Genomic DNA, 18518 nt, shown 5'->3' with positions numbered 1-18518 from the left:
TCCCGCAAGGTCGGGTGCACGCCTGCGCGAGATCATGAACGCGAACTTCTGACTTCACGGAGCACGCGCAATGAGCCGGTTGTGCGAGATGCACGCTGGCGCAGTAGTGACGTTCACGATGACCTCTGGTCGGTGGCGCGCTTCAGTGCGCCCTGTGGGCCGGGCGAATCGTGCCGTGTTCGAGGGGACAGGCAAGCTGAGCAAGTCTGCGAGTGTGCCCGCCGGTTCGCCGGCCGTAGGAGGACCTGTTGTCCGAGATCTCCGTCCCCCTCCCCGCCCCGGTGCTCGACCCTGCCTGTGTGCGAAGCGCCGTCGATGAGCGCCTGGCCACCTTCCTGGACGCCAAGGCGCGTATGGCGGCCGCGCAGGGCTTCCCCGCAGAGGTCACCGACGTTCTGCGGGATCTGGTCCTTGGGGGCGGCAAACGGATCCGCCCGGTGCTGTGCGTGGCCGGCTGGAACGCGTCCGGGGGGTGCGGTGATGAGCGCCCGGTGCTGCGGGTGGCCGCGTCGCTGGAGATGTTCCACGCCTTCGCCCTCGTTCACGACGACGTCATGGATCGCAGCGCCACCCGCCGTGGTCGGCCGAGTGCCCACGAGGCCATCGCCGCCCGCCATGTGGGTCGCCCCGGAGCGGCGCGGCTGCGTGGACGCGGCCGTGCTCCTCGGGGATCTGGCCCTGGCGTGGTCCGATGAACTGCTGCACACGGCCGGGCTGGGGGCGGACCGGTTCGCTGCGGCGACGGTGGTGCTGGACGGGATGCGCACGGAGCTGCTGTACGGGCAGTACCTCGACCTGCTCGTCTCCGGTCGGCCGAGCGCCGACCTGGACGCGGCTCTTCGTATCGCCCGGTACAAGAGCGCGAAGTACACCGTGGAGCGTCCGTTGCAGCTGGGGGCGGTGCTGGCCGGAGCGGACGCCGGTGTGTGCGCGGCTCTGAGCGCGTTCGGCCTGCCGCTGGGCGAGGCTTTCCAGCTGCGCGACGACCTCCTTGGGGTCTTCGGCGCGCCGGCGGCCACCGGTAAATCGAACCTGGACGACCTCCGCACGGGCAAGCCCACCGCTCTGGTCGCCTTGGCCCTCACCTATGCCACCGCGTCCCAGCGCCGCACCCTGCACGCGCTCCTCGGTGATCCGGCCCTGGACGAGGAGGACGCCGCCGTGATTCGCGATCTCCTCGTCGTCACCGGCGCCCGCACGGCCGTCGAAGACCTGATCCGGACCCGCCACACCCAGGCCCTGGCCGCACTCGACGATGCTGCTCTCCCGCTCGCCGCGACCACCGCCCTGCGCGAGTTCGCCGACGCCGCGGCGATGAGGAGCGCATGATGGGCACCAGCGGCCGACACTCCACCCTCCTGCCGCCACCGCACGGACTCGTCGCCGGGGTGGGCCGTGAACTGAGGGCGACCGGCCTGCTGCTGGCTGACAACGCCATCGCCGCTGCCCTGCCCGGCCTGCTGTTCACCATGGCCGCCTGCGCCCACGTCGGCATCACCGGCTGGTCCCTGGTACCGCCCCTGGCGACCAGCACCGTGCTGTTCGCCTTCTACAACTACGTCTCCGACGCCGCCAACCAGGCCGTCGGCGTGGTCGAGGACATGGTGAACAAGCCCCACCGGCCGGTGCCGCGCGGACTGTTCACCCCACGAGGACTGCTGGTGCGCTTCTGGTGCGCCATGGCGCTCTACACTCTGCTCGGCTGTCTGACCGGCACCCTGCTCTGGGTACTGCTGTGGCAGGTCAGCGTCGTCGTCCTCAACCTCCTCGCACGACCCCGCGACTACCTGTGGGTCAAGCCCCTCTGCATGCTCAGCGGCACCGTCGCCCAGCTCGCCGGTGCCTGGCAGCTGGCCGCCCCCCTGGAGGATGTCGCGTGGTCCTGGATCCTGGTCCCCGCGGTCGGATTCATCCTGCCGCTCGCGTTCGAGGACGTACGCGACATGGGCGGCGACGCCCAACTCGGCCGCCGCACTTTCGCCCTCCTCGTCGGCCACTGGCCGGTGCGCGTTTGGTTCGCCCTCATCGTGGCCGCCCTCCCCCTCCCCGTGTACACCTTCATGCTGGCCCCCAGCCCCACCGATGGGCCCGTGGTCGCCGCCTGCACCGTGGTGATCACGGCGTTGATGTGGACGGCGGTCGCCCGCAGCCTCCTCCTGCGCGATGTGCGCGCCGACCGCGTCACCTACCGGCTCTACACCCTGACCTACGCCGCCACCATCGCCTGCGGGCCGGTGCTGCTCTAGGCAGCGCACCGGCGCCACGCACGCACTCCGACGGGCTCAATCCCTCTCACGAGCCCGATGGAACAAGAGGATGAAGCGTCGTCTCAGGACTCGTCGTCTCAGGACTTGACGTCTCAGGACTCGTCGGTCGCCGCCTCGCTCCACCGGACCGTGTTCAGGATCTTCTTCACCGTGGCGTCGGAGACTTCCTCCTTGACGCCCTTGGCGCCGTACAGCGTCCAGGCCACGTACTCACCGGCCTCGTTCTTGAAGCCGAACGTGGTGGCCTTGCCCTCGGAGTCGCACTTGGCCGAGGTGGCCGCGCCGGACGTCGTCGACGTCGCGAGGCTGCCCTTGATGCCGGACGCGGTGGTGTAGTCCTCGACCTTGCTGATCGTGATCTTCTTCTTGTCGGCCTTCGTCTGCTCGGTGTAGCCGCCGAAGACCCACCAGGCCGAGTCGTTGCGCGCGACGTCCTTGGTGTCCTTGGCGCCGTTCTGGCCCTTCGTGCCGACCGCGGCGAGCGACGTGTCGTCGGGCTCGCCGTCCTTGTCGTCGTCGGACGTGCACCACTTCTCTTTGTAGACCGCGGGCGAGGACATGATGATGATCGACTTCGCGCCGTCCTCCTTGCGGTCGTCGAAGCCGATGAGGGTGTCCGGCGTCTCGACCTTCCAGTCGGGCGGCACGTCGAAGGCGGTGCCCCACTTGGGGTTCACGACGACCTGCCAGCCGTCGACCGTCGGCTTGTCCTCGCCGCCCTCGCCCCGCGCGTTCCCGTCGTCGCTGGGCTTCGGGCTCGGCTTCTTGGTGGCGGACTTCGAGGGGGCCGGCGCCGCCGTACCCGCCTCGTCGTCCTTGTCACCGCCGAGGATCAGGAAGCCGGTGACGCCGGCGGCAGCCACCACGGCGAGCGCGGCCACGATGGCGGTGATCTTCGTCTTGTTGCCGCCGCCACCGCCCTGGCCGCCACCGTTCTGCTGCGGCGGCATGGGCGGGGGTGTCGGGGCCGCCCACTGCGGCTGCTCGGGCTGCGAGAACGCGCCCGAGTGCTGCTGCTGGTAGCCCCCCGCAGGCTGCTGCTGATGTCCCGGTTGCTGCTGCTGGTACCCCGACTGCTGGTATCCCGGCTGCTGATACGGGTTCGGCTGCTGGTACCCCGGCTGCTGGTACGGGTTCTGACTCTGGTCCTGCGGGTTCTGCTCGCCCCCGGGCGGCTGCTGTTCTGGCCACATGGCGAGTAACCATAGATGGGCCACGGGGCGGCGTGCCACGGCCGATCACTCGCGGCGCCATCTGCGCGACTGACGTAACGGGGCAAGTCGGTCAAACGGCGCGGTTTTTCACCGCGCGGCCGCACTCTTCACCAGTACTCGACGTGGCCTGGCCGCGTCAGGGGCTCGTCGGCTCCTCCACTGTGCGTACCGTGCTGAGGATTTTCATCACCGTCTTCTCGGGCAGTTCGTCCGCCACGCCCGTGGCGCCGTAGAGGTTCCACGAGACGTACTCACCGGCCGCGTTCTTGAAGCCGAAGGTGATCGCTTTTCCGTCGGTGGCGCACTTGCCCCGCTGGGGCGTGTTCTTGGAGCCGGCCCGCGCGATGCTGCCCTTGATGCCGGATGTGGTGGTGTACGGCTGGGCCTTGCTGTCGTTCGTGTAGCTCTTCTTGTCAGGCTGGGTGTAGACGCCGTAGATCCACCAGCCGACCTGGTTGACCGCGACCTCGTCGCTGTTCTTCGCGCCGTTGGCGCCCTTGGTGCCCACGGCGGCGAGCTCGTGGTCCTCGGTCCTGCCGTCCTTGTTCTCGTCGTCGACGCACCAGTCGGGCCGCAGGTACGCGGGCGCCGACATGGTCATCAGCGGCTTGCCGGTCTTGTTGTCCTCGAGGGCGATCGCCGAGCCGGGGTTCTGCACTTCCCACTCCGGCGGCACGTCGAAGGCGGTGCCCCACTTCGGGTTCACCACGACGTGCCAGCCCTTGATGGTCGGCTTCGGATCGCCGTCCGTGCCGCGCCCGCCGTCGCCGTCGGAGCTGCCGCCGCCCTCGTCACCGTCGCTGTCCGCGGTCGGGTCCGGCTTCCGGGAGCCCGCCCCGGCGGGAGGGCCGGCCTCGGAGTTCTTGTCGTCCTTGTCGCCGAGCAGCAGGAAGCCGGTCACCGCGGCCGCCACGACCACGGCGCCGGCCGTCGCCATCGCGATGACCTTGGTCTTGCCGTTCCCGCCCCCGCCCCGGCCCCCGTCACCGTTGTCGCCGGGTCCGGGGATCCGCGGTGCGCCCGCGGGCTGCTGGTAGGGGTTGGGCGCCTGGTATCCCGGCTGCTGATACGGGTTGGGCTGCTGGTACCCCGGTTGCTGCTGCCACGGCTGCTGGTAACCCGGCTGCCCGTACGGGCTCTGACTCTGGTCCTGCGGGTTCCGCTCGCCCCCGGGCTGCTGCTGTCCTGGCCACATGGCGGGACACGATACGGGTGCCGGTCCTACGAGATCACAACCGCCCCGGCCGGAGCCCCGCTCAGTTCTCGGAGGCCTTGTACTCGCGCACCGTCGAGAGCATCTTCCGCACGGTGGCGTCCGGGAGTTCGCCCGCGACGTCCTTGGCGCCGTGGAAGGACCAGGACATGAACCTTCCCTCGGAGTTCTTGAAGGAGAACACCGTCGCCTTGCCGTCGGAGTCGCATTTGCCCTGCTTCTCGACACCGGACGAACTCGCGTGCACCAGGCTGCCCTTGAGGCCCGACTTGGTGGTGTACGTCTCGGTCGGCTCGGTGGTGACCTTCTTCATGTCGGGCTGCGTGTACGAGCCGTAGACCCAGCCGGTCGCGTCGTGCCGCGCGGCAGCCTCGGTGCTCTTGGCGTCGCGGTTGCCCCGGGTGCCCGCGGCCGCCAGGAAGGTGTAGTCCTTCGTGCCGTCCCGGTCCTCGTCGCTCGCGCACCACTTCTCCTTGAAGTAGGCGGGGGCGGCGTACGCGGCGAGGAACGGCGCCGTATCGTCCTCGGCGTCCTCCTCCTTCACGACTCCGCCGGCCCAGTCCCGCGACTCCAGGGACCACGTGGCGGGCGCGTCGAACGCGAGGCCGAGCTTGGGGTTCACGACGACCTTCCAGCCGGCCACGACCGGCTCGGGCATGCCGTCGCCGGTACGGGGATTGGCGTCGTCCTCGGAGCCGCTCGGTGCAGGGGAGACGGCGGCACTCCCGGTCGGGTCGGGCTTCGCGGTGTCGTCCTTGTCGCCGCCGAGGAGGAGGGCGCCGGTGACGCCCGCGGCCACTACGACCGCGCCAGCCGCGACGAGGGCGACCAGCTTGGTGCGATTGCCGTTGCCGCCGCCATTGCCATCGCTACTGCCATTGCCGCTGCCGCTGTGCGGCGGTTCGGGCGGGGCTCCTTGCGGCCCTGCGGGCATGGTCGGCGCGTTCCAGGGGGCCTGCTGCCCGTACGGGTTGGTCTGCTGGTATCCGGGCTGCCGGTACGGGTTCTCGCCCTCATGGCCGGCGTGGTTCCGGCCCTGTCCGGACCCCTGGCCCCGCTGATTCCGCTCGCCCCCGGGCTGCTGCTCTCCTTGCCACATGGGCGTCAACGATAGGTGACGGTGATCCATGCCAAGACAGGTCCTGGCCAAGAAACGCTACTCGTGGGTAACATCACGGGCATGAGCGCAGACCAGATGTCGATCGGCGAGATGCTCGCCGCCACGGTTCCGATGGCCAGGACCCTGAAGCTGGAGTTCCGGGAGACCGCGCCCGACAGGGCCGTGGTGGCCCTGCCCGACCAGGGCGAGTACCACAACCACGTCGGCGGCCCGCACGCCGGCGCCATGTTCACGCTGGGCGAGTCCGCGAGCGGCGCCATCGTCCTCGCCGCGTTCGGGTCGGAGCTGTCGCGGGCCGTACCGCTCGCCGTCAGTGCGGAGATCGCGTACAAGAAGCTGGCCATGGGACCCGTGACGGCCACGGCGACCCTCGGTCGCCCGGTCGCCGACGTGATCGCCGAACTGGACGCGGGTGAGCGCCCCGAGTTCCCGGTCGCGATCGAGATCCAGCGCGGGGACGGCGCCGTCACCGGCGAGATGACGGTGGTGTGGACACTGCGGCCCAACAACCCGAGCTGAACCCGGGCCCGGTCGGCCCGGGTTCACCCCACAGGCGCGCGCAGGCCCGCGGCCGTGTCCGACGACACGGCCGCGGGCCTTTCGTCTGTGCTTCTTGTTCACCTTATTGACACGAGTCATCTGCGGTCATAGTTTTCCCGCCGCCACACGTGGTGCCTAACGGGGTGTCAAGTCGGTTCTGTCGCATAGTGCGTTCAAAGACCGAACGGCGACCTGTCGTTGGCACGTGTACACGCTTCACACAGTTGTGTTCGCGCACCAGGCACAGAAGGAAGTGACGGCTCATGTCCGATTCCGTGTCCCACTCCGTGTCCGACTCCGTGTCCCGCTCCGTGTCCCGGCGGTCGGCCCTCAGGCTGGTCGGCGGTGCGATCGCCGTGGCAGCCGCGGCCACCGCCGGTGTGGCGGTGCCCTCCCACGCGGCGGCCCGCGCCAGACAGGGCCCCGGCGCGGGCCCGCGCGTCGAATCCCTCATCGGCAAGCTCACGCTCGACGAGAAGATCTCCCTGCTGCACGGCGCCACCGACCCCAAGAGCCTCGGCCAGGCGGGATACGTCCCCGGCGTGCCCCGCCTGAAGATCCCGCCGCTGCGGCTCGCCGACGGCCCCGCGGGCGTCCGCGTCACGGCCCGCGCCACCGCCCTGCCGGCCCCCGTCCTGCTCGCCTCGGCCTTCGACCCCGCACTCGCCCGCCGTTACGGCCAGGTCATCGGCCGCGAGGGACGCGCCCTGCGGCAGGACGTGCTGCTCTCGCCCATGGTCAACCTCATCCGCACCCCGTACGCGGGCCGCAACTTCGAGACCTTCGGCGAGGACCCGCTGCTCGCCGCCGACCTGGTGGCCGCCGAGATCAAGGGCATCCAGGGCGAGGGCCTCATCGCGACCGTCAAGCACTTCGCCCTGAACAACCAGGAGAAGGACCGCATGTCCATCGACGTGCGGGCCGACGAACGGACCATGCACGAGACGGAACTGCGCGGCTTCGAGGCGGCCGTCGCCGCGGGCACCGGCGCCGTCATGGGCGCCTACAACAAGGTCAACGGCACCTTCGCCTGCGAGAACAAGACGCTGCTCGGCGACATCCTGCGCGACCAATGGGGCTTCGATGGCTGGGTGATGACCGACTGGTTCGCCCAGCACAGCACCGCCGCCGCGCTCGCCGCCGGGCTCGACATGGAGATGCCCGACGACGCCTACTTCGGAGCCGCCCTGAAGAAGGCCGTCAGGAACGGCAGCGTTCCCGAGGCGCAGGTCGACCGTTCGGTGCGCCGCATCCTCGGCGTCATGGACCGGTTCGGACTGCTCGGCAAGAGCGTGCCGCCGCGGCCCGGACGCGACCCGAAGGCCGGGGCGGCGGTCGCCCTCGAGGTCGCCAAGGCGGGCGCCACGCTGCTGCGCAACGCACACAGGACCCTGCCGCTGACCGGCCGCGCCGCCCGCGACATCGCCGTCATCGGGCCCACCGGGCGCTACCCGTTCGTCAGCGGAGGCGGCAGCGCCCACGTCGTCCCCGACCGTGCGGACAGCCCGCTCGACGCCATCAGGGCACGGGCGGGCCACGGCGCCGACGTCACGTACGCCCTGGGCGAGGACCTCTACGGCAAGGCCGTCCCGCGCCGCGCGCTCAGCCCCGGCTTCGACCCGGAGGGCCAGCGGGTCGCCGCCGGGAAGGAGTGGACGTACGAAGGGACGCTGACGCCCGCGGAGCCGGACGAATGGACGCTCGTCATCCACTACTCGGGCGAGCGGCCCAAGGTGGAACTGGACGGCACCGAGCTCTATCCGACGCTGCCCGGCGTCGGCGAGTACTTCTCCGGAGGCCTCGTCTCCACCGCGCCCGACGGGCTGAACGTGCGCCGCGCCACGCTGCGCCTCACCGCTGCCGGGCACCGGCTGAGGATCAAGGCGAAGGGCGGCGAGAAGGGGCAGACGTTCCGGCTCCGCCGCGTCACCGGCGCCACCCGCGCGGCGGACGTCGACCGGGCGGTCCGGGCCGCGCGCGGCGCGCACAGCGTGATCCTCTTCGCCTACGAGGACGCGACCGAGGGCCAGGACCGCACGAGCGTCGCGCTCCCCGGCCACCAGGAGCACCTCATCCGGGCGGTGACCGCCGCCAACCCGCGCACCACCGTCGTCCTGAACACCTCGTCGGCCACCTCGATGCCGTGGCTCGAGCGCACCGCCGCCGTGCTGCAGATGTACTACCCCGGCCAGGAGGGCGCGGCCGGCACCGCCGCCGTCCTGTTCGGCGACTGCGATCCCGGCGGGCGGCTCACCCAGTCCTTCCCGGTGGACGACGACCACCATCCGATGGCGGGCGACCCGCGCCGCTACCCCGGTGTCGACGGCGTCGAGGAGTACTCGGAGGGCATCCACGTCGGCTACCGCTGGTACGACGCCGAAGGAGTGCGACCGCTCTTCCCCTTCGGGCACGGCCTCTCGTACACGACCTTCGACTACCGGGATCCGGCCGTGCGGCGGTCGGGGCGGGGGCTCGACGTGAGCTTCACCGTGCGCAACACCGGTAGGCGCGACGGCGTCACCGTCGCGCAGGTCTACCTCGGCCCCTCGCCCGATCTGGAGCTGGCCCAGGCCGAGCGGGCACTGGGCGGCTACCGGCGGATCGCGCTGCGCGCGGGGGAGCGGCGGCGCGTCACCGTCCACGTCGACGGGCGTGCGCTGTCGGCGTGGGACGTCGAGCGCCATGGATGGGTGCGCGGAACCGGTCGCCGTACCCTCCAAGTGGGCACGTCCGCAGGCGACTTGATTCTTTCCGCGACCACCGTCGTCAAGGGGGCCGGATCATGAGGGGCATGCGACGCCTCGCATCGGTCGGCGCCGCCTTGATGGCGGCGGCCGCGGCCGCCCTCGTGCCGGTGCCGGCCGAGGCCCATGGGCGAGGTCCGAGCGCCGGGGACGGCACGCTGGTGCGTACCGACGCCGGATGGATCCGGGGCGAGTCCACCGCCGAGGGCCGCCAGTTCCTCGGCGTTGCCTACGCGCGGCAGCCCGTCGGACGGCTTCGCTGGCAGGAGCCGCGGCCCGCGACAGCATGGCATGGGGTGCGCCGGGCGACCGCTTTCGGCAACCGGTGTGTGCAGAGCGCGAGTTGGGACCCGGGGTACGAGAAACCCACCCACACCGAGGACTGCCTCGACCTCAACGTCTACACGCCCAGGGGCCGTGCCGCGCACCGCCCCGTGCTGGTGTGGCTGCACGGCGGCGGGCTGACCGCGGGCGCGGGGCGGGACATCGTGCCCGACACCTTCGCCCGCCGGACCGGAACCGTCGTCGTGACCGTCAACTACCGCCTGGGAGCGATGGGGTTCCTCGCCGCCGCGGGCCTCGACGGCGAGGCCTCCGACGGTGTGTCCGGCAACTACGGGCTGCTCGACCAGCAGGCCGCGCTGCGCTGGGTGCGCGCCAACATCGGCCGGTTCGGCGGCGACGCGGGCCGCGTCACCATCGCGGGCGAGTCCGCGGGCGGCCGGTCCGTCTGCACCCTGCTCGCCTCGCCGACCGCCCGCGGCCTGTACCGCGCGGGCATCGTGGAGAGCGGCGCGTACGGCGACTGCGCGGGCCGGGAGCGACGGCGGGCGGCCGCCGACGGCGCGGCATTCGCGAAGAAGGCGGGCTGCCCGGACCCGAAGACGGCCCTCGCCTGTCTGCGCGGCAAGTCGGCCGAGGACATCCTCGCCGCACAGGGCGGCTTCGACTGGGGTCCCGTCGTGGGCGGCGCGTTCCTGCCGGTGCAGCCCATGGAGGCGTACGAGAAGGGGAGTGCGGCCGACGTACCCGTGCTGAACGGGGCCAACAGCGACGAAGGCCGCCTGTTCGCCTTCGGGCAGTTCGACGGGAAGGGCAGGCCACTGACCGCCGAGCGGTACCCGGCGGCGCTCACCGAGGAGTTCGGGCCCGAACTCGGCCGCCGTGTGCTGCGGACCTATCCGCTCACGGAGTACGCCTCGCCCACGCACGCGTACGGCGCGGCGGTCGGCGACCGGATGTTCGCCTGCACGGCGCTGCGCATGGACACGGCGCTGCGCATGGACACGGCGCTTGCGGACGGATCAGTCCGTCGCCGCGGTCCCGTCTACGCCTACGAGTTCGCGGACCGCACCTCGCCGCCCTTCGCGTCGCTGCGGGAGCTGGACACCGACTTCGACTTCGGCGCGACGCACGTCAACGAAGTGCAGTACCTCTTCAAGCACTTCGGCCTGACCTCGCCGTTCAACACCGAACAGCGGGCGCTCGCCCGGCAGATGGTCCAGTACTGGGGCTCCTTCGTCCGCACCGGGGTGCCGCGCGCGGAGGGCGGGCCCACCGCGCCGGACCAGCGGACCCGGCCGGGCCAGGTGCTGTCCCTGCGGACCGCGTCGGCGGGCGGGAGCGCGATCAGCACGACGGTCCACGACGAGCACCGGTGCGGCCTCTGGGACGCCGTTCCGGCCGAGTGAGGCGGTCCGGGTAGGCTGCCCGGCGTGCGCGACCGTGGGGGGAGCGCACGCCGGGCATACACACTTGGACAACGGGAGGAACCGGCGTTGCACGTTCAGGAGTGGCTGGAGCACGTACCAGCCGTCAGCATCTATGCGCTGGTGGGCCTCGTCATCGGACTGGAGAGCCTGGGCATCCCGCTGCCCGGTGAGATCGTCCTGGTCTCCGCGGCGCTCCTGTCCTCCCAGCACGGGGACCTCAACCCGGTGATCCTCGGGGCGTGCGCCACCGTGGGCGCCATCATCGGCGACTCCATCGGGTACGCCATCGGGCGCAAGGGCGGCCGACCACTCCTGGCCTGGCTGGAACGGAAGTTCCCCAAGCACTTCAGCGCCGCCCATGTGGCGAGCGCCGAGCGCTCCTTCCAGAAGTGGGGCATGTGGGCGGTCTTCTTCGGCCGCTTCGTCGCGCTGCTCCGCATCTTCGCCGGGCCGCTCGCGGGCGTCCTGCGCATGCCGTACTGGAAGTTCCTGATCGCCAACGTGCTCGGCGGCATCATCTGGGCGGGCGGCACCACCGCCGTCATCTACTACATCGGCGTCGTCGCCGAGGACTGGCTCAAGCGCTTCTCGTACGTGGGGCTCGGCATCGCCGTGCTCATCGGCGTCGGCTCGATGCTGCTCGTCAAGCGCCGGGCGAAGAAGGCGGCGGCGGAGCTGGCAGCCGCGGACGCCACGGACGGCACCGAAGGCACCGAAGGCGCCGGGACGTCGGCGGCCGAGCCGCGGCCCGTCGCCGCCACTGACTGAAGTGCCACCGACTGACGTGCCACCGACTGAAGTGTCCGGTCGCTGAACCGCCGGGTCAGCCCGCCGCGTGCGCGTCGCGGTGGGCTTTGGCCAGCTCCACGTACATCGTGCCGTTGAGGCTGATCCCCGCGCGCTCCTCCTCGGTGAGCGGCCTGCGCACCTTGGCGGGCACGCCCGCGACGAGCGATCCCGACGGCACCTCCATGCCCTGCGGCACGAGGGCCTGTGCGGCCACCAGGGACCCGGCGCCGATCACCGCGCCGTTGAGCACGGTCGCGCCCATGCCGATCAGGCAGTCGTCCTCGACGGTGCAGCCGTGCAGGACGGCGTTGTGGCCGACGGAGACGCGCTCGCCGATCGTGATGGGGAAGCCCGGGTCGACGTGGAGGCTGCAGTTGTCCTGGATGTTGCTGTCGGCGCCCACGACGATGGGTCCGCAGTCGGCCCGCAGCACCGCGCCGTACCAGGCGCTCGCCCCGGCGTGCAGCGTCACCTCGCCGAGCACCACGGACGTCGGCGCGGTGAAGGCGTCCCTATCGATCTTCGGGTCCTTGCCGCCGATGCCGGTGATGAGTGCCTCGTGGCCCATCGACTCGCTCCCTCGTCCGTACGTCCGTGTGGCGTCGCGCCTGACGGCACCGTACGGGACGCGGTGGCGCCCGCCACCGCGTGGGGCGAAGATCACAGGCCGGTGGCGCGTGGGGCCTTGCGGCACTGAGTAACGTGGGCGGGTGCCGAAGAACAGGAACACGTTCTCATCGCTTGCCGCCGGGCCCCGCCGCCTTGCGCAGCGCGCCGTCCACGCGGGCTGGGATTGGGTGCAGCGCACCGGCGCGGTGACCGCCGCGCACCCCGGGAAGCTGCGGTTCGGCGCGATCGGCGAGGGCACGCGGCTAGCCTTCCCGCAGGGCACCGTGTTCGGGGAGCCGTGGATCACCGTCGGCGACCACTGCATCGTCGGCCAGCACGTCACGCTCACCGCGGGCATGATGCCCGACCTCGACCTCGGCCCCGACCCGATCCTGCGCATCGGCAACGGTGTGGTGCTCGGCCGCGGCAGCCACGTCATCGCGGACACGACGGTCTCGATCGGCGACGACTGCTACTTCGGCCCCTATGTGTACGTGACGTCCACCAACCACTCGTACGACGACCCGCACACGCCCATCGGCAAGCAGTGGCCCCGCATGGACCCGGTGGAGATCGGCTCCGGCTGCTGGATCGGGACGGGCGCGGTGATCCTGCCGGGGGCCCGTATCGGCCGCAATGTAGTGGTCGCCGCGGGCGCGGTCGTCCGGGGCGAGGTCCCCGACCACGCGGTGGTGGCGGGAGCGCCCGCCCGGGTCGTGCGCACCTGGGACGCCGACCAGGGATGGCAGCCGCCGCTGCGCACCCCCGCGCCGGTGCCGATTCCCGACGGCGTGACGCCGGAACAGCTGATCGCGCTCGGGGAGTTGGGGGAGGGCTGACGCGGGTGGGGGCGCGGGACCGCGCAGTACGGTGTGGTGAACCATCCCTCTATCCCTGCCGTCTACCTCTGTACGTCTATACCTCTGTACCTCTGTCCTCTGTACCTCTGTCCTCTGCACCTCTGTCATCTGCACCTCTGTACCTCTGTCATCGGCAATCTGGACGGAAATGTGTCGGACCTCGATCAGCTGACCCAGTCGCTCGCACGCAGCCTCAAGCGGAGGCGCAACGAGAGGGGCTTCACCCTCGACGCCCTGGCGGCCCGCGCGGGCGTGAGCCGCGGCATGATCATCCAGATCGAGCAGGCCAGGACCAACCCGAGCGTGGGCATCACGGTGAAACTCGCGGACGCCCTGGGCATCAGCATCACCACCCTTCTCGACTACGAACAGGGCTCGCAGGTCCGGCTCGTGCCGCCGGAGCAGGCGGTGCGCATGTGGTCCACCGACGCGGGAAGCAGCACCACACTGCTCGTCGGGACCGAGGCGCGCGGCCCCTTCGAGCTGTGGTCCTGGCATCTGCACCCGGGGGAGGGCAGCGACTCCGACGCACATCCGCCCGGCACCGTCGAGCTGCTGCACGTCACGCGCGGCGAGCTGACGCTGCTCGTGGACGGCGCCGAGCACGCCCTGCCGGCCGGTACGTCCGTGACCTTCGAGGCCGACGTGGCGCACGGCTACCACAACAAGGGTGCCGAGCCCGTCGAGATGACGATGTCGATCTCGGTGCCGCCGGCCCACGCTCCCTCCCACTGAGGGCCCGCGGCAAGACGCCCCGCGGCGGCTGTTAGCGTGCCGCCATGCGCGCTCCCCTGGGAAACTTCGACGTCGTAAGCCCCGCTCCCGAAGCCCTCGATCTGCTCGTACCGGCCGTCGCGGACGCCGTGCGCGGCTGGGACGGGCCCGTCCCGGCCGACGAGCTGATCCACGTCGACACGGAACCGGAGTGGGCCGACACCGCCACCTTCCTGGAGCACTACGGCCCCGAACTCCTCAGCCTCTCCGCCAACTGCGTCGTCGTGGCGGGCAAGCGCGGCGGCGAGACCACCCTCGCCGCGTGCGTCGTCCCGTCCGGGACGCGCGTCGACGTGAACGGCGTCGTGCGCCGCCAACTCGGCGCGCGCAAGGCATCGTTCGCGCCGATGGACACGGCCACGGGTGAGACGGGCATGGAGTACGGCGGCATCACGCCGATCGGGCTGCCCGCCGCGTGGCCGCTGCTCGTCGACGCCGTCGTGGCCGGTCTGCCGCACGTCCTGGTGGGCAGCGGCAGTCGGCGCGGCAAGCTCATCGTGCCGGGCAAGGTGTTCGCGGGGCTGCCGAACGCGGTCGTTTTGGAGGGGCTCGGTGTGGCGGCCGAGGGCTGACGCGCGTCGGAGGGCAGCTCGTCGAGGGCGCTCACCGGCAGACCCCGTCCTCGTACAGCCGGGCGATGGCGTCCGGTGTGCGGCCGAGCTCGGTGAGGATCGCGTCCGTGTGCTCGCCCGCCGCGGGCACGGGGTCCATGCGCGGAGCGACCCCGGAGAGGGTGGCCGGGGGCAGCAGGGCCTGTACGGGTTCCCGGGTGCCTGGCACCTGGATGTCCTGCCAGCGGCCGCGCTCGGTGAGGACGGGGTGGGCCAGGAACTCGTGGACCGAGTTGACCCCGGCGTTGGCGATGCCCGTCCGGTCGAGCAGCTTCATCGCCTGTTCGCCGTCGAGCTCGGAGAAGCGTACGGAGATGAGCGCGTCGAGCGCCTCACGGTGGGCGACGCGGTCGGACCCGGTGGCGAACCGCGGATCGTCCGTCAGCTCGGGGCGGCCGAGGAACTCGCGGCACAGCGCCGCCCATTCGCGCTCGTTCTGCACCGAGAGCAGCACGTCCTTCCCGTCGGACGCGGTGTACGGGCCGTACGGCGCCACCGTCGCATGGCGCGCGCCGACGCGCGGCGGCTGGCTGCCGCCGTAGCGCGTGTAGTACGCGGGCTGGCTCATCCACTCGGCGAGCGCGTCGAAGAGGGACACCTCGACGGTGGGCGCGCGGCCCGTCGTCGCCCGGGTGAACAGCGCCGACAGGATGCCGCTGTACGCGTACATCCCGCCCGCGATGTCGGCCACCGAGATGCCCACGCGCACCGCCTCGTCCGGGGTGCCGGTGAGCTGGAGGAGCCCGGTCTGGCACTGCACGAGCAGGTCGTACGCCTTGCGGTCCGCCCAGGGCCCGTCCGTGCCGTATCCGCTGACGGTGCAGGGGATGAGGGACGGATGGCGTTTCTGCAGCTCCTCGGCGCCCAGGCCCATGCGGGCGGTGGCGCCGGGTGCGAGGTTCTGCACGAACACATCGGCGTCCGCGAGCAGTTCGTCGAGGATCTGCCGTCCGTCCGCCGACTTGAGGTCGAGCGTGAGCGACTCCTTGGACCGGTTGAGCCAGACGAAATAGCTGGCCTGGCCGTGCACGCTCGTGTCGTAACGACGGGCGAAGTCCCCGCCGCCGGGACGCTCGACCTTGATGATCCGGGCGCCGAGGTCGGCGAGCTGCCGGGTGGCGAAGGGCGCGGCGACGGCCTGCTCAAGGCTGACGACGGTGATGCCGGCGAGGGGGAGGGGCTGGGGTGGGGGCATGCGGCGTTTGTACGGCCCGGGGTGGGGGCGGGTCAATGAAGGGGCGTACGGCGGCCTGGCCGCCGCGGCCCGAGCGGCGTCAGCTGCCGTCGGCGATGAAGTCGGTCAGCGCGGCGGCGACGGCGTCGGGCTGCTCGTCGGGGATGAAGTGCCCGGCGCCGGGCACGATGACTCCGGTCATGTGGTCGGCCCATGGGCTGATGGAGGCCGCCATGTCCGGGATGGAGCCGTGGCTGCTGGATATTCCGAGGACGGGCACGGTCAGGTGCTGCCGCTCGAGCGCCCGGTGGTTCCTGCGCGCCGACTCGGCGGCGTCCCGGTAGTAGGCGAGGGAGGCGCGGAGGCCGCCGTCGGCGGCGAGGGCCGCCGCGTAGTGGTCGACGTCGGCGTCGTCGAACGTGCCGGGATCGAGGGCCTTCGCCTTCAGGAACCAGTCGACGTACTCCCGTTCGCGGCCGGCGAGCAGGGTCTCGGGCAGGTCGGGCACGAGGTGGAACGCGAAGTGCCAGGTCTTCCACGCCCGGGCCGGGTCGGTGGGAATCTGTTCCGGCAGTGTGATGCCGGGGATTCCGGCGTCGAGCAGGGCGAGCCCGCGCAGTTGGCTCTCGTGGTTGAGGGCGAGGGAGAAGGCGACCCAGGCGCCGATGTCGTGGGCGGCCAGCCAGTAGGCCGGTACTCCGAGTGCCTTGACGGCGGCGTGGATGTGGGCGGCGACCGTGTGGGTGTCGTAGCCGCGCTCCGGGCGGTCGGAGTGGCCCTGGCCCGGCAGGTCGATCGCGATGACGCGGAACCGGTCGGCGAGGCTGGGCATGACCTTTCGCCAGGCCCGCCAGGTTTGCGGGAACCCGGCGAGCAGGACGACAGCCGGGCCGGCCGGTCGGCCGCCTTCGACCGCATGAAGGCGGATGCCGTCCGCGTCGACCCAGCGGTGGGTGAATCCGGCCAGGTCATGCAGGGGCAGGGCGTGCAGGGGCAGGTCGCGGACGGGGCCGCTTTCGGAGGCGGTCATGCCCGAAGGCTAACGCATCTTGAACCGATCAGTTCAAGATAGAGTGTGGCGGGGGCAGCATCCAGAACACCGACACACACCCGCAAGGAAGTGCCACGTGGCAGGCAAGAAGCGGTTCGACGTGGACACGGTGCTCGACGCCGCGATGATCCAGTTCTGGCGCGCCGGTTACGCCGACACCTCCGTCGACGACTTGTCCCGGGCGACCGGCCTGAACCGCAGCTCGATCTACTCCTCGCTCGGCGACAAGGACGCCCTGTTCCTGCGCTGCCTGGATCGCTACGCCGCGCGCTACGGCGACAAGTACGACGCCGCCCTGTCGTGTGCGGCCTCCGACCCCCTTGCGGCCGTCCGCGCGTTCTTCGACGTCACCCTCGGGCGCATCGCCGATCCCGAACTGCCCGACGGCTGCCTGATCGCCCAGTCGGCCATGGCCATTCCCGTGCTGAGCCCGGCCGTCGCGGCGCACGCCAGGCAGGCGCTCGGCTTCCAGCGCCTGCGCCTGCGTGCCGCGCTGAAGGCCGGTCGCATGGCCGACCAGGGCGCCGAGGCCTTCGCTCTCCACGCGGCGGCCGTGAATCAGTCCCTCGCCGTCATGAGCAGAGCCGGGGCGAGCCCGGCACAGCTCCTGGCCGTCGTGGGGGTGACGGTGGACGCGCTCTCACAGGCGTTGCGCGCGGAACCAGGTTCTTGAACGCGCGCAACCAAGCTCTTAAAGGTGAGGGCAGCCGCTCACTGCTCTTAAAGGTGAGGGCAGCCGCTCACTGCGGTGTGAGCCGCCCTGACCCCGTCGAGCCGCGCACCACCAGCTCCGGCATGAAGACGAACTCGCCGTGCGGGGCGGGTGTTCCGCCGATTTCTTCGAGCAGGGCGCGGACCGCCGCCTGGCCCATCGCCTGGACGGGCTGGCGGATCGTGGTCAGGGGCGGGTCGGTGAACGCGATGAGCGGGGAGTCGTCGAAGCCGACCACGGAGATGTCCCGGGGGACGCTCAGGCCCAGGTCGCGGGCGGCCCGGACGGCGCCCAGGGCCATCATGTCGCTGGCGCACACGAGGGCCGTGCAGCCGCGGTTGATGAGGGTGGTGGCCGCGGCCTGGCCGCCCTCCAGGGTGTAGAGGGAGTGCTGGACGAGCTCGTCCGACTCCTCGTCCGTGAGGCCGAGGCGCTCGAGCAGTCCCAGGCGGAAGCCCTCGATCTTGCGGACCACGGGCACGAACCGCTTGGGGCCGACCGCGAGGCCGATCCGGGTGTGGCCGAGCGAGGTCAGATGAGTGACGGCGAGGCGCACGGCGGCGCGGTCGTCGGTGGAGACGAAGGGGGCCGCCACCTCGGGGGAGAAGCCGTTGACCAGTACGTAGGGGACGTCCTGGCCGCGCAGTGCCGCGTAGCGCGACATGTCGGCCGTCGTGTCGGCGTGCAGGCCGGAGACGAAGATGATGCCGTCGACCCCGCGGTCCACCAGCATCTCGGTGAGTTCGTCCTCGGTGGAGCCGCCCGGTGTCTGCGTGGCGAGCACCGGTGTGTAGCCCTGGCGGGTCAGCGCCTGCGCGATGACCTGGGCGAAGGCGGGGAAGATCGGGTTGTCCAGCTCGGGTGTGATGAGGCCGACGAGTCCCGCGCTGCGTCGGCGCAGCCGCACGGGCCGTTCGTATCCGAGGACGTCGAGGGCGGCGAGCACCGCCTCGCGGGTGGCCGCGGCCACCCCGGGCTTGCCGTTGAGGACGCGGCTCACGGTGGCTTCACTGACCCCCGCGTGGGCTGCGATGTCGACAAGCCGTGCAGTCATGGCACTGGACTGTACCTGTCGGCGCGGGGATTGCACACTGCCGTTGAAAGCTTGCGGAAAGAGCTGTCTTGCAA

The 18518-nt window shown here is 71.3% G+C and carries 18 protein-coding genes; 11 read left to right on the top strand and 7 right to left on the bottom strand.

The annotated features are described in order from the left end of the window. Positions 1-248 precede the first annotated feature (248 nt). The 3 genes from ABZ953_RS33620 to ABZ953_RS33610 are packed head-to-tail and all read left to right on the top strand — an operon-like array spanning position 249 to position 2246. On the top strand, positions 249-695 hold the full coding sequence (locus tag ABZ953_RS33620; RefSeq protein WP_361732159.1) for a polyprenyl synthetase family protein: 447 nt from the start codon (positions 249-251) through the stop codon (positions 693-695). Next, positions 616-1329 carry a polyprenyl synthetase family protein gene (locus tag ABZ953_RS33615; RefSeq protein WP_361732156.1) on the top strand — a complete coding sequence of 238 codons (714 nt, stop codon included), beginning with the start codon at positions 616-618 and terminating at the stop codon, positions 1327-1329. Before ABZ953_RS33620 ends, ABZ953_RS33615 begins: the two co-directional genes overlap by 80 nt. Continuing rightward, positions 1326-2246 (top strand): UbiA family prenyltransferase, encoded by a 921-nt coding sequence (locus ABZ953_RS33610; RefSeq protein ID WP_361732153.1) that lies wholly within the window; start codon positions 1326-1328, stop codon positions 2244-2246. Before ABZ953_RS33615 ends, ABZ953_RS33610 begins: the two co-directional genes overlap by 4 nt. A gap of 113 nt (positions 2247-2359) precedes the next feature. Here the strand turns inward: ABZ953_RS33610 and ABZ953_RS33605 are convergent, their stop codons facing one another. From ABZ953_RS33605 to ABZ953_RS33595, 3 genes are all read right to left on the bottom strand, one after another. Beyond that, entirely contained in the window at positions 2360-3460 is a 1101-nt protein-coding gene (locus ABZ953_RS33605; RefSeq protein ID WP_361732150.1) for a hypothetical protein, read from the bottom strand. A gap of 157 nt (positions 3461-3617) precedes the next feature. Continuing rightward, the gene (locus ABZ953_RS33600; RefSeq protein WP_361732147.1) at positions 3618-4676 is read right to left on the bottom strand and encodes a hypothetical protein; all 1059 of its coding nucleotides are present in this window, start codon (positions 4674-4676) and stop codon (positions 3618-3620) included. Between the two features lie 61 nt (positions 4677-4737). Beyond that, positions 4738-5793 (bottom strand): hypothetical protein, encoded by a 1056-nt coding sequence (locus ABZ953_RS33595; RefSeq protein WP_361732144.1) that lies wholly within the window; start codon positions 5791-5793, stop codon positions 4738-4740. A gap of 96 nt (positions 5794-5889) precedes the next feature. On the opposite strand from ABZ953_RS33595, the gene ABZ953_RS33590 reads away from it, so the two are divergent. The 4 genes from ABZ953_RS33590 (at position 5890) to ABZ953_RS33575 (ending at position 11578) form a co-directional block, all read left to right on the top strand. Further along, complete coding sequence (locus tag ABZ953_RS33590) at positions 5890-6333, top strand: DUF4442 domain-containing protein (protein ID WP_361732198.1); 444 nt, start codon at positions 5890-5892, stop codon at positions 6331-6333. Positions 6334-6617: 284 nt separating this feature from the next. Continuing rightward, positions 6618-9140, top strand: coding sequence for a glycoside hydrolase family 3 N-terminal domain-containing protein (locus tag ABZ953_RS33585; RefSeq protein ID WP_361732141.1), 2523 nt, complete (start codon positions 6618-6620; stop codon positions 9138-9140). A 5-nt stretch (positions 9141-9145) separates the two neighbouring features. After that, positions 9146-10789, top strand: a complete 1644-nt coding sequence (locus ABZ953_RS33580; RefSeq protein WP_361732138.1) for a carboxylesterase family protein — start codon at positions 9146-9148, stop codon at positions 10787-10789. 87 nt (positions 10790-10876) lie between these two features. Continuing rightward, positions 10877-11578 carry a DedA family protein gene (locus ABZ953_RS33575; protein ID WP_361732136.1) on the top strand — a complete coding sequence of 234 codons (702 nt, stop codon included), beginning with the start codon at positions 10877-10879 and terminating at the stop codon, positions 11576-11578. A 55-nt stretch (positions 11579-11633) separates the two neighbouring features. On the opposite strand, the gene ABZ953_RS33570 is transcribed toward ABZ953_RS33575, so the two are convergent. Further along, entirely contained in the window at positions 11634-12167 is a 534-nt protein-coding gene (locus ABZ953_RS33570) for a gamma carbonic anhydrase family protein (protein ID WP_361732133.1), read from the bottom strand. Between the two features lie 142 nt (positions 12168-12309). Between ABZ953_RS33570 and ABZ953_RS33565 the strand changes: the two genes are divergently transcribed. The 3 genes from ABZ953_RS33565 (at position 12310) to ABZ953_RS33555 (ending at position 14414) form a co-directional block, all read left to right on the top strand. Beyond that, positions 12310-13047: an acyltransferase gene (locus ABZ953_RS33565; protein ID WP_361732130.1), complete on the top strand. Its 738-nt coding sequence runs from the start codon at positions 12310-12312 to the stop codon at positions 13045-13047. 171 nt (positions 13048-13218) lie between these two features. Beyond that, positions 13219-13803: an XRE family transcriptional regulator gene (locus ABZ953_RS33560; RefSeq protein ID WP_361732128.1), complete on the top strand. Its 585-nt coding sequence runs from the start codon at positions 13219-13221 to the stop codon at positions 13801-13803. A gap of 44 nt (positions 13804-13847) precedes the next feature. Further along, positions 13848-14414, top strand: a complete 567-nt coding sequence (locus ABZ953_RS33555; RefSeq protein ID WP_361732125.1) for a YbaK/EbsC family protein — start codon at positions 13848-13850, stop codon at positions 14412-14414. A gap of 31 nt (positions 14415-14445) precedes the next feature. On the opposite strand, the gene ABZ953_RS33550 is transcribed toward ABZ953_RS33555, so the two are convergent. Then, entirely contained in the window at positions 14446-15648 is a 1203-nt protein-coding gene (locus tag ABZ953_RS33550; protein ID WP_361732122.1) for a CaiB/BaiF CoA-transferase family protein, read from the bottom strand. 79 nt (positions 15649-15727) lie between these two features. Next, positions 15728-16657: an alpha/beta hydrolase gene (locus ABZ953_RS33545; RefSeq protein WP_361732119.1), complete on the bottom strand. Its 930-nt coding sequence runs from the start codon at positions 16655-16657 to the stop codon at positions 15728-15730. A gap of 97 nt (positions 16658-16754) precedes the next feature. On the opposite strand from ABZ953_RS33545, the gene ABZ953_RS33540 reads away from it, so the two are divergent. Then, complete coding sequence (locus ABZ953_RS33540) at positions 16755-17351, top strand: TetR/AcrR family transcriptional regulator (protein WP_361732116.1); 597 nt, start codon at positions 16755-16757, stop codon at positions 17349-17351. Between the two features lie 67 nt (positions 17352-17418). On the opposite strand, the gene ABZ953_RS33535 is transcribed toward ABZ953_RS33540, so the two are convergent. After that, a complete protein-coding gene (locus ABZ953_RS33535; RefSeq protein ID WP_361732113.1) occupies positions 17419-18444 on the bottom strand; it encodes a LacI family DNA-binding transcriptional regulator in 1026 nt (341 codons plus the stop codon). Positions 18445-18518: the final 74 nt, after the last annotated feature.

Origin of the sequence: Streptomyces sp. NPDC046465, assembly GCF_040646035.1 — a bacterium.
Taxonomy (GTDB): Bacteria; Actinomycetota; Actinomycetes; order Streptomycetales; family Streptomycetaceae; genus Streptomyces.
This window is presented reverse-complemented; position numbering and strand designations above follow the sequence as displayed.